The following is a 9878-nucleotide window of genomic DNA, read 5'->3' as shown; positions in this document are numbered from 1 at the left end:
ACTGGGTTGATAGGCCAGATATGGAAGCCTGGTAACGGGTGGAGTTGACTGGTACTAATAGGCCGAGGGCTTGTCCTCAGATGCTCGCGTTCACTGTGTTGGTTCTGAAGCAACGACCCCGGCCCCCGTTTTTTTGTGGGGCTCCGGCGGTTGTGTTTCGTAGTGTTTCGGTGGTCATTGCGTTAGGGAAACGCCCGGTTACATTTCGAACCCGGAAGCTAAGCCTTTCAGCGCCGATGGTACTGCAGGGGGGACCCTGTGGGAGAGTAGGACGCCGCCGAACAAACATTGAGCCGTGGTTCCCGGATCGTATTCGATCCGGGAACCACGGCTTTTCTGCGTCCAGCGGCAATGGCCACGGTGGCATTAGTCGACAACGGAGACGAAGACAGAGATAACCGCTCAGAGGCGACCAGAGGCCTTGAGCGCCAAGTAGGCGTCGGCGAGTGCAGGGGCGAGCTCACTGGGAGTGGTGTCCACGACGGTGACCCCGTGCCGCCGTAGCCGGTCGGCTGTGCGGCGCCGTTCGGACTGAGCCTGGGCTCCCGCTGCTGCTTCGTACACACCTTCAAGCGACCCGCGCGACTCCGCCATCTCTTGGATGCGCGGGTCGGCCACAGAGGCCAGCAGGACCGTATGCCGGTGCGTGAGCCTGGGGAGAATGGGCAGCAGGCCTTCTTCGACGGCCGCGGCGTCGAGGCCGGTGAGCAGGACGACCAGGGATCGTCTCGGGGCGGTACGGAGGGCTGTGGCCGCGAGGCCGCGGGCGTCCGTTTCTACGAGCTCTGGTTCGAGCGTCGCCAGGGCATTGACCAAGGCGGGGAGGAGGTCACCCGCTGCGCGTCCCTGAACCGAGGCCCGAACCCGCCGGTCGTAGGCGAGCAGATCGACGCGGTCGCCGGCGCGGGTGGCGAGTGCGGCGAGCAGCAGTGCGGCGTCCATGGCGGCATCGAGGCGAGGCGCGTCGCCCACCCGCCCCGCTGAGGTGCGGCCTGTGTCGAGGACCAGAAGAATGCGGCGGTCGCGCTCGGGGCGCCATGTGCGTACGGCGACGGTGGACTGCCGGGCGGTGGCGCGCCAGTCGATGGACCGAGTGTCGTCGCCCGGGATGTATTCGCGGAGGCTGTCGAACTCCGTGCCCTCACCGCGGGTCAGAACACTGGTGCGGCCGTCGAGTTCACGGAGGCGCGCGAGCTTCGCCGGGAGGTGCTTGCGGCTGGTGAACGGGGGGAGGACGCGTACGGTCCAGGGCACTTGGTGGTGCCCTTGCCGGGCTGCCAGGCCGAAGGGTCCGTACGAGCGGACGGTGATGCGTTCTGACCGGCGGTCTCCGCGGCGCGTTGGTCGCAAGGTGGTGATGAGGCGGCGGCGCTCGCCTGACGGAATGCCCAGTTGGTGGCGCGAGGCCGCGGGGCCGGTCCCGGTCGGCCAGCTGCTGGGAGGCCAGGCATCGCGGAGATCGGCCCGCAAGGGTCGGTTTGAGGCGTTATCGGCTGTGAGATTCACATGCGCTTGCTCGCCGAGTCGAACTGATGTGTCACCAGATCGAGTGAAACGGAGCTTGCGCACTGGCGCGGCGAGTGCGAGGTCGCACAGAATTGCGAGTGCAAGAGGGATGTTGACAGCGAGGATGCCGGTCCAGTTTGGGAGCAGCAGACCGGTGAGGAGCGCGCCGAGTGCGGCGATCAGGGCGGTGCGTCCGGTGAGGGCCAAGGATCCGTTCCCGTCGGCTCAGCGGGGTACGGGAACGTTGGCGAGGACTGACGTGATGACGGAATCGGCGGTGACGCCTTCCATCTCGGCTTCCGGGCGGAGCTGGATGCGATGGCGGAGGGTGGGCAGGGCAAGTGCCTTCACATCGTCAGGAATGACGTAGTCGCGGCCGGTTAGCCAGGCCCAGGCGCGTGCGGTGGCAAGAAGGGCGGTGGCCCCGCGGGGGGACGCGCCCAGAGAGAGCGAGGGGGATTCGCGCGTGGCACGGCAGATATCGACGACGTAGCCGGTGATCTCGAGGGAGACCGCGGTCTTGGCCACGGCGGCCCGGGCGGCCGCCAGGTCCTCGGGGCCTGCCACAGGGTGGATTCCGGCCGCTTCGAGGTCACGGGGGTTGAAGCCCTCAGCATGGCGCGTGAGGACATCGATCTCATCCTGGCGGGACGGCAGTGGGACCGTCAGCTTCAGGAGAAATCGGTCGAGTTGGGCTTCGGGGAGGGGGTACGTGCCTTCGTACTCGACCGGGTTCTGCGTCGCGGCGACGAGGAAGGGGTCGGGCAGCGGGCGCGGCCTGCCATCGACCGAGACCTGGCGTTCCTCCATGGCTTCGAGCAGGGATGCCTGAGTTTTGGGCGGTGTCCGGTTGATCTCGTCGGCAAGCAGCAAGTTGGTGAAGACCGGGCCGGGCTGGAAGGAGAACTCGGCCGTGCGCGCATCGTAGATGAGCGAGCCGGTGACGTCGCTGGGCATCAGGTCAGGGGTGAACTGGACGCGCTTGGTGTCGAGTTGGAGTGACGCGGCCAGGGCGCGTACGAGCAGTGTCTTGGCGACTCCCGGTACGCCCTCCAGGAGGACGTGACCGCGGCACAGAAGCGCGACGACCAGCCCGGTGACGGCGGGGTCCTGGCCGACCACGGCCTTGGCGATTTCAGTTCTCAGTGCCTCGAGGGAGGCGCGGGCGCTGTCGGGAGTCGGGGCGCTCACGGAGTGCGGTCCCTTTCGATCGAGGGTGATGCGGAGTGCTGGGCTGACGTGACGTCAGTAGGTGTGGCTGTGCTGGAGCTGATGCGGTGCTCCAGGTCGTCGAGATCGTCGGCGAGCCGGACGAGAGCGGGGTCGTCGGCAGGTGCGGGGCCGAAGAGCAGGAGCCGGATGTCCGGTGCTGGGGGCGGCAGATGACCGGCGACCGCCGGGCAAAGTTCCTGGGGGCTGTGGGCCAGCGAGGCGGGTACGCCCACGAGCGGTGCGAGCCGGGCGCGAGTGGAGGAGCGTAGAGCATCGGCTGCGCGGTCGCGGGCATTTGCCTGCCGGTACAGGCGGGCGCGGCCCTCGGTCGCTTCCGATGCCCGGATGGCGACGGGCAGCTGCTCGGGAACGAGCGGGCCGAGCCTGCGGGCGCGCCAGAGGGCTGCGAGTGCTGCGGCGAGGGCGAGTTGGAGCAGGGCCCAGCCCCAGCCCGCAGGGATGAGGTCGAAGAAACTGCGGTCGGTGCCGTCGGTGGCGGCCGCGTCGGAGAGGGAGGGGAGGTACCAGACGAGATGCGGGTGGGAGCCGAGGAGTTGGAGGGCGAGGGAGGCATTGCCCTGCTCGGCCAGGCGGTCGTTGAAGAGGATGTCGGGGGAGCCGAGCAGCACCGCGTCTCCGCCGTTCGCGCCGGGCTGGCGGAGCAGCGTCGGAAGTCCGCCACTGAGGTAGCAGGCGTGGGCGCCCCGGTCGGAGGACTCGTAACGGATACCGCCGAGTTCGGCGTCGTCGGCGCGCTCGGCAGCGGGCAGGGAGCAGCCCGGCGGGCGGGTGCTCACCTTGGTGGCCGCGGCGATCCCGACACCGGGCGCGAGGGTGTCGATCGAGGGTTCGCCGGCGGCGACGAGTACCGTGCGACCGCCGGACTTCTCGAGTGCGCCATGCAGCCTGCGCTGCTGGCCGGGGTTGAGGCGGTCGGGATCAGAGACGAGCACCGTCGTGCGCGGTCCCGCTGCGGCCACGGCAGCGTCGGTCGTGGTCACGACTTCGGTGGTGACGCCGCGGTCGGCGAGGAGTTCGGCGACGGCACGGCTGCCGAGGCGGTCCGCGGAGCGGGGGTCGAGACGGCCGCGCTGCTCGCCGGAGCGCAGGGCGGCGAGGACGACGCCCGCGATGACAAGGACGACGAGCGCCAGCAGCAGTCCGCGGGAGCGGGGCCACAGCTGACGGGCCGTGGGGGAGGTCGACGTGGCGGAGGTCGACGTGGGGGCGGTAACGGCCGCGGTCATCCGGCGCCTCCGGCGGAAGCCGTGTCGAACCGCGGTTTGCTGCGCTGCAGATCGGCGTCGAGGTCGCGCAGTTGGGCGTACGCATCGGGCGTGGCATGGCGCCCGCCGTACGTGACGTCGTCGAAGGCGCGGGCCGCGGCCTGCAGGGGGTCGGCGTGGTCGGGCAGGGAGCGGCCGGCCTCGGTGGCTGCTTCGTCGGCGGTGCGGCCGGGGCGCGGTTCGAGCAAGGCGCGCTCCTCTAGGGAGCGGACGACGGCGCGCATGCGCTCCTGGACGGCCTGGTCCCAGCGTTGGTCGGCGGCGTGGCGTTCGGCTGCGGCGCGGTGTTCGGCGGCGCTGCGCGGGCCGTCGTCGAAGAGACCGCCGCCCGTCGCGGGCGTGCGGCGCAGGGCACCGAGCCTGAGGCGCAGGGCGACCACGAGCAGCACGACCGCGATGACGATGACGACGAGGCCGAGCGTGCCGCCGGGAGTGACCCCTGATGCGGCGCCGAGGAGGTCGTCGATCCGCTCCCAGAACCAGTCGAGTGCGCGCTGGAAGAGCCCCGGTTCGTGCTCCCGGTACATCGGTTTGGAGAGTTCACGCTCCGCTGCGTCGCGGGCGGGGACGCGTGGGATCGTCACCGGTACCTCGTCGTCGGCACGCGCCAGGAACTGGACCACCGCGGCCGTGCCCCCCGTGGCGATCACCGCATCAGCTCCCCGGTGCCGCGTCGTGAGGCTGCTCGCTGCCCGGCTGCTGGGAACCGTATCCGGCAACTCCCGCGGCGCGGGCGAGCTCCAGGTCCAGGGCCTCGCGGCGGATGCGCTGGTCCATGTACAGCAGTGCGGTGACACCGGCGCTGATCGGGAGGGTGATCGTCGAGCTGATCACCGCGCCGATGCCGGCGACGACCAGGAAGGACCAGGTCGTGGTGACTGCCTCCCCCGACAGCCAGTCCAGTGCGCCTTCGCCGCCGACGACCATGGCGATGATGCTGGTGGGGATTTCGATGACGGCCGAGACCACGAAGATCAGGACCACCGTGAGGAGCTGGACGCCGAACACCCGCCACCAGGCGCCCCGTACGAGTTTCGCGGAGCGGCGCAAGGAGGCGATCACCCCTTGCTTCTCGAGCATCAGGGCGGGTGCTGCGAGGCTGTAGCGGATCCACAGCCAGATGGCGACGGTCAGCCCGGCGAGGCCGCCGAGGAGCGCGAGCGCGGTTCCCCCGTCGGGGCTGCCGGTGCTGGAAAGGATGATGCCCGGAGCCATTCCGACGGCGGTCGCGCCCAGTATGAGCACGGGGATCAGGAACAGGAGGCCGAAGAGCCGCGGCAGTTGAGGACGGGAGCCGCTCCAGGCCTCGGCGGTGGACACGGAGCGCCCGAGCACGGCACGGCTGACCACGATCGTCAGCATGGCGGTGGCGATGATCGTGCCGAGCATGCTGATGAGCCAGGTCACGCCGACGTTGGCCATGGTGCCGCCGAAGGCGTCCAGGGTCTCGTCGACCGTCGGGTCCGGGTTGTTCTCGAGGCCGTCGAGGCTGGTCGAGTCGCGGAACCAGAGCCCTGTCGCGAGAGTCGCGGCGGTCTGGGTGAGGACGGCGACGGCGAGGGTGATGCCGAGGACGGTGCGCCAGTGGGCGCGCATGGCGGACACCGCGCCGTCCAGGATCTCCCCCACGCCGAGCGGGCGCAGCGGAATGATGCCGGGCTTGGCCGCAGCCGGAGGCTGGGCCCAGCCGGAACCCCAGCCGCCCTGCCCGCCCCAGCCGCCCTGCCCGCCCCAGCCGCCTTGGCCGCCCCAGGCGGGACCTCCGCCCGGACCCTGGCCCGGGGGCGGGGTAGGGCCGGGGCTGTTCCGGCCCGGCTCGTCGGAGGGGGAGGATCCGGGCGAAGCCCAGCCCGGAGAGTCGTTCATCATCGCTCCTTCACGGTGCCCGTCGGCGGTGTCGACTGGGCTCCGGTGGCAGGGGAACAGCCCCTGGGAAAGCACAGCAACGGCCGGTTGGCTGCCATCGTGCCACGGCCCGTCGGCGTTCGTACCTGGCCCTCCACCCTCGCCACACCTTCAAATACCCGTGCCGGACCGTGCAGACTGGGCGAATGGCTGATCAGGACGCGGTACCTCCGGTGGCCGGAGGGCCACCCGCTGTTCCCTCGCTGCGCTGGGACGAACCGCCGGAGGGGCCCGTGCTGGTGCTCCTCGACCAGACCCGGCTCCCGGCAGAGGAGGTGGAGCTGGTCTGCACCGACGTACCGGCACTGGTGCAGGCCATCCGGACCCTCGCCGTCCGGGGGGCTCCGCTGCTGGGGATTGCCGGGGCGTACGGGGTCGCGCTCGCCGCCGCGCGGGGTTACGACGTGGACGAGTCCGCTGAGCTGCTGGCGCACGCGCGGCCCACCGCCGTCAATCTCGGCTACGGGGTGCGCAGGGCGGCGGGTGCGTACAGCGATGCGGTCAAGGAGGGTGCGGACCAGAAGCAGGCGGCCGCGGCTGCGCTCGCCGAGGCACGGGCGCTTCACCAGGAGGAGTCTGAGGCGAGCGCCCGGATGGCGGAGCACGGTTTCGCGCTCCTCGGCGAGCTGCTGCCGGGCGGCGGTCACCGGATTCTCACTCATTGCAACACCGGCACCCTGGTCTCGGGCGGCGACGGCACGGCCCTCGCTGTGGCGCGGGCGGCGCACCGGGCCGGTGAGCTCCGGCGGCTGTGGGTCGGCGAGACGCGGCCATTGCTGCAGGGCGCCCGGCTTACCGCGTACGAGGCAGCGCGCAGCGGCATGGCGTATACGCTGCTCACCGACAATGCGGCGGGCTCGGTCTTCGCTGCGGGTGAGGTGGACGCCGTGCTGATCGGTGCGGACCGGATCGCCGCGGACGGATCGGTGGCGAACAAGGTGGGCAGCTATCCGCTCGCGGTGCTCGCGCGCTATCACCATGTGCCGTTCATCGTCGTCGCCCCGACCACGACCGTGGACCTGGAGACTCCGGACGGGGCGTCCATAGAGGTGGAGCAGCGGCCGGGGCATGAGGTGACCGAGTTCGTGGCTCCGTCCGTCCCGGTGGCGGGGGCCGAGCCGGGCGCCGGGATGCCTGTGGCGCCCTTGGGGACGCAGGCGTACAACCCCGCATTCGACGTCACGCCGCCGGACCTGGTGACGGCGCTCGTCACCGAGTCGGGGGTGCTTTCGCCGGTCACGGGCGCAGGGCTCGCCGAGCTGTGTGCCAGGTCACGCCAGGTAACGATTAGCTAATGGGATGATGTCGATTATGAAGGGACGCGTCCTAGTCGTCGACGACGACACCGCACTGGCGGAGATGCTCGGCATCGTGCTGCGCGGGGAAGGTTTTGAACCGTCGTTCGTGTCGGACGGCGACAAGGCTCTTGCCGCCTTCCGCGAGGTCAAGCCGGATCTGGTGCTACTCGATCTGATGCTGCCCGGCCGGGACGGCATCGAGGTTTGCCGGCTCATCCGGGCTGAGTCCGGGGTGCCCATCGTCATGCTGACCGCGAAGAGCGACACGGTCGATGTGGTGGTAGGGCTCGAGTCCGGTGCGGACGATTACATCGTCAAGCCGTTCAAGCCGAAGGAGCTGGTCGCCCGGATCCGTGCGCGGCTGCGGCGGTCCGAGGAGCCCGCGCCGGAACAGCTCGCGATCGGCGATCTGGTGATCGACGTGGCGGGCCATTCGGTGAAGCGGGACGGTCAGTCGATCGCGCTGACCCCGCTGGAGTTCGACCTGCTGGTCGCGCTCGCCCGCAAGCCGTGGCAGGTCTTCACACGTGAGGTGCTCCTGGAACAGGTGTGGGGCTACCGGCACGCGGCCGACACGCGGCTGGTGAATGTGCACGTGCAGCGGCTGCGCTCGAAGGTCGAGAAGGATCCGGAGCGGCCGGAGATCGTCGTGACCGTGCGTGGCGTGGGCTACAAGGCCGGGCCGAGCTGACATGTCCGGGAACGGTGCTTCTCCGGAGGCCGAAGCTCTGGGGGCCGGGCCCCCGGGGGGCGTGCGTTCGGGGCGGCCCGTCGACCCGGTGGGCAAGATCTCGTTGTACGAACGCTTCTGGCAGGGCGGGAATCTCCTGCAGGACGGGGCCCCGGGCGGCCCCGTCCACCCCGTGCTGCGGCTTCTGATGCGCTGGGTCCGCAGGCCGCTGCTGCCCGGCGTGCGGCTGTGGCGGCGCAACATCCAGCTGCGGGTGGTCGCCACGACGCTGCTGATGTCGCTGGGCGTCGTGCTGCTGCTCGGCGTGGTCGTCATCGGCCAGGTGCGCAACGGCCTGCAGGACGCCAAGCAGAGCGCGGCCCAGAGCCAGGCCGTGGGCGGCTTCACCGTGGCCAGTGAGAAGGCCGACTCCGATGCCCGCGGCCAGGACGTGCAGGTCGGTGCGCGCGGTCCGCAGAACTCCAGCGAGTGGCTGACCGAGCTGGTGGAGCAGCTGGCCAGTGGCGGGCAGGGCGTCTATTCCGTGGTGGCGCTCAGCTCCGACACCGAGCAGCCGCTGGTGAACGACAGCCGGGGCACGCGCGCGCCGAGGGCCTCCGGCTTCGTGGACCCCGAGCGGAGCGTCCCGAGTGAGCTGCGGCAGGCCCTCGACGACGAGCGGGGGACGCATGAGCAGCACACGAGGATCTTCCGCGGGTCAGGCGACTCCGGGGAGCCCGGGCTGGCCATCGGCAAGCAGCTCAACGACGTCAACGGTCACGCGTACCAGCTCTACTACCTCTTCCCGTTCACCCAGGAGGAGAAGTCGCTGAGCCTGGTCAAGGGCACGCTCGCGACGGCCGGGGTCTTCGTGGTGGTGCTGCTGGGCGCCATCGCCTGGCTCGTGGTGCGGCAGGTCGTCACGCCTGTACGGATGGCGGCCGGGATCTCCGAGCGGCTGGCGGCGGGCCGGCTGCAGGAACGGATGAAGGTCACCGGCGAGGACGACATCGCGCGGCTCGGTGAGGCCTTCAACAAGATGGCGCAGAACCTCCAGGTCAAGATCCAGCAGCTGGAGGAGCTGTCGCGGATGCAGCGGCGCTTCGTCTCCGACGTTTCACACGAGCTGCGCACCCCGCTGACGACCGTACGGATGGCGGCCGATGTCATCCATGAGGCACGGCAGGACTTCGATCCGGCGACGGCACGGTCGGCGGAGCTGCTGCGCGGCCAGCTCGACCGGTTCGAGTCGCTGCTGTCGGACCTGCTGGAGATCAGCAGGTTCGACGCGGGAGCGGCGGCCCTGGAGGCGGCCCCGGTGGATCTCCGGGACATCGTCCACCGGGTGATCGAGGGTGCGGAGCCGCTCGCCGAGCGCAAGGGCACCCGCGTTCTGGTGCGCGGGGACGAGCAGCCGGTGATCGTCGAGGCGGATGCCCGGCGGGTCGAGCGGGTGCTGCGCAATCTGGTGGTCAACGCCGTGGAGCACGGCGAGGGCCGGGATCTGGTGGTGCGGCTCGCGGCGGCGGGCGGCGCCGTTGCGGTCGCGGTGCGGGACTACGGCGTGGGGCTGAAGCCGGGCGAGGCGACCCGGGTGTTCAACCGCTTCTGGCGGGCGGACCCGGCACGCGCGCGTACCACGGGCGGCACGGGACTCGGCCTGTCGATCGCGGTCGAGGACGCGCGTCTGCACGGCGGCTGGCTGCAGGCGTGGGGCGAGCCGGGCGGCGGCTCGCAATTCCGCCTGACGCTGCCGCGCACGGCGGGGGAGACCCTGCGCGGCTCGCCGATTCCGCTCGAGCCCGAGGACTCGCGACGGAACCGGGGGCTGAACGACGCGGGTCTGCCGCACGGCCGTCCGGGCCTCGGCGCCATACCGCCGCAGCCGCGCACCGCGCCGCGGGCGGAGCCGACGGCCCCACCGACGGCGCCGCCGACGGCACCAGTGGACGAACGGGAACCGGAGCGGGAGGGCGGGCCGCGTGGGCTCTGAGCGGCACA

8 protein-coding genes and 1 rRNA gene are annotated in these 9878 nt (G+C 70.8%); 4 read left to right on the top strand and 5 right to left on the bottom strand.

Features of this window, described 5'->3' with window-relative positions:
• The first annotated feature begins 166 nt into the window (after window positions 1-166).
• Window positions 167-283 (top strand): 5S ribosomal RNA (rrf, locus tag ACTWP8_RS29530).
• A 119-nt stretch (window positions 284-402) separates the two neighbouring features.
• On the opposite strand, the gene ACTWP8_RS29525 is transcribed toward rrf, so the two are convergent.
• Genes ACTWP8_RS29525 through ACTWP8_RS29505 form a run of 5 tightly spaced genes read right to left on the bottom strand, consistent with a single transcriptional unit; the run spans window position 403 to window position 5870 of the window.
• A complete protein-coding gene (locus ACTWP8_RS29525; protein WP_443325141.1) occupies window positions 403-1713 on the bottom strand; it encodes a DUF58 domain-containing protein in 1311 nt (436 codons plus the stop codon).
• An 18-nt stretch (window positions 1714-1731) separates the two neighbouring features.
• Entirely contained in the window at window positions 1732-2697 is a 966-nt protein-coding gene (locus tag ACTWP8_RS29520) for an AAA family ATPase (protein WP_443325140.1), read from the bottom strand.
• Window positions 2694-3965, bottom strand: coding sequence for a DUF4350 domain-containing protein (locus ACTWP8_RS29515; RefSeq protein ID WP_443325139.1), 1272 nt, complete (start codon window positions 3963-3965; stop codon window positions 2694-2696). The genes ACTWP8_RS29520 and ACTWP8_RS29515 overlap by 4 nt, the downstream gene beginning before the upstream one ends.
• Window positions 3962-4654, bottom strand: a complete 693-nt coding sequence (locus ACTWP8_RS29510) for a DUF4129 domain-containing protein (protein ID WP_443325138.1) — start codon at window positions 4652-4654, stop codon at window positions 3962-3964. Before ACTWP8_RS29510 ends, ACTWP8_RS29515 begins: the two co-directional genes overlap by 4 nt.
• A 4-nt stretch (window positions 4655-4658) precedes the next feature.
• Window positions 4659-5870: a DUF7544 domain-containing protein gene (locus tag ACTWP8_RS29505; RefSeq protein WP_443325137.1), complete on the bottom strand. Its 1212-nt coding sequence runs from the start codon at window positions 5868-5870 to the stop codon at window positions 4659-4661.
• Between the two features lie 185 nt (window positions 5871-6055).
• Between ACTWP8_RS29505 and mtnA the strand changes: the two genes are divergently transcribed.
• From mtnA to mtrB, 3 genes are read left to right on the top strand one after another with little or no spacing between them, the layout of a single operon-like run.
• Window positions 6056-7204, top strand: coding sequence for an S-methyl-5-thioribose-1-phosphate isomerase (gene mtnA / locus ACTWP8_RS29500; protein ID WP_443325136.1), 1149 nt, complete (start codon window positions 6056-6058; stop codon window positions 7202-7204).
• A 4-nt stretch (window positions 7205-7208) separates the two neighbouring features.
• Window positions 7209-7898, top strand: coding sequence for a two-component system response regulator MtrA (gene mtrA / locus ACTWP8_RS29495; protein ID WP_393658426.1), 690 nt, complete (start codon window positions 7209-7211; stop codon window positions 7896-7898).
• A 1-nt stretch (window position 7899) separates the two neighbouring features.
• Window positions 7900-9870 carry an MtrAB system histidine kinase MtrB gene (mtrB, locus tag ACTWP8_RS29490; RefSeq protein ID WP_443325135.1) on the top strand — a complete coding sequence of 657 codons (1971 nt, stop codon included), beginning with the start codon at window positions 7900-7902 and terminating at the stop codon, window positions 9868-9870.
• Window positions 9871-9878 lie beyond the last annotated feature (8 nt).

The organism is Streptomyces sp. 7N604, from assembly GCF_052245475.1.
Taxonomy (GTDB): Bacteria; Actinomycetota; Actinomycetes; order Streptomycetales; family Streptomycetaceae; genus Streptomyces.
Note: the sequence above shows the minus strand (reverse complement) of the source record. Positions and strands in the feature narration are given on the sequence as shown.

Coding starts and splice junctions, on each gene's coding strand:
- ACTWP8_RS29515 (WP_443325139.1), bottom strand. CDS start 3,965: ATGACCGCGGCCGTTACCGCCCCCACGTCGACCTCCGCCACGTCGACC.
- ACTWP8_RS29505 (WP_443325137.1), bottom strand. CDS start 5,870: ATGAACGACTCTCCGGGCTGGGCTTCGCCCGGATCCTCCCCCTCCGAC.
- mtnA (WP_443325136.1), top strand. CDS start 6,056: ATGGCTGATCAGGACGCGGTACCTCCGGTGGCCGGAGGGCCACCCGCT.
- mtrA (WP_393658426.1), top strand. CDS start 7,209: ATGATGTCGATTATGAAGGGACGCGTCCTAGTCGTCGACGACGACACC.
- mtrB (WP_443325135.1), top strand. CDS start 7,900: ATGTCCGGGAACGGTGCTTCTCCGGAGGCCGAAGCTCTGGGGGCCGGG.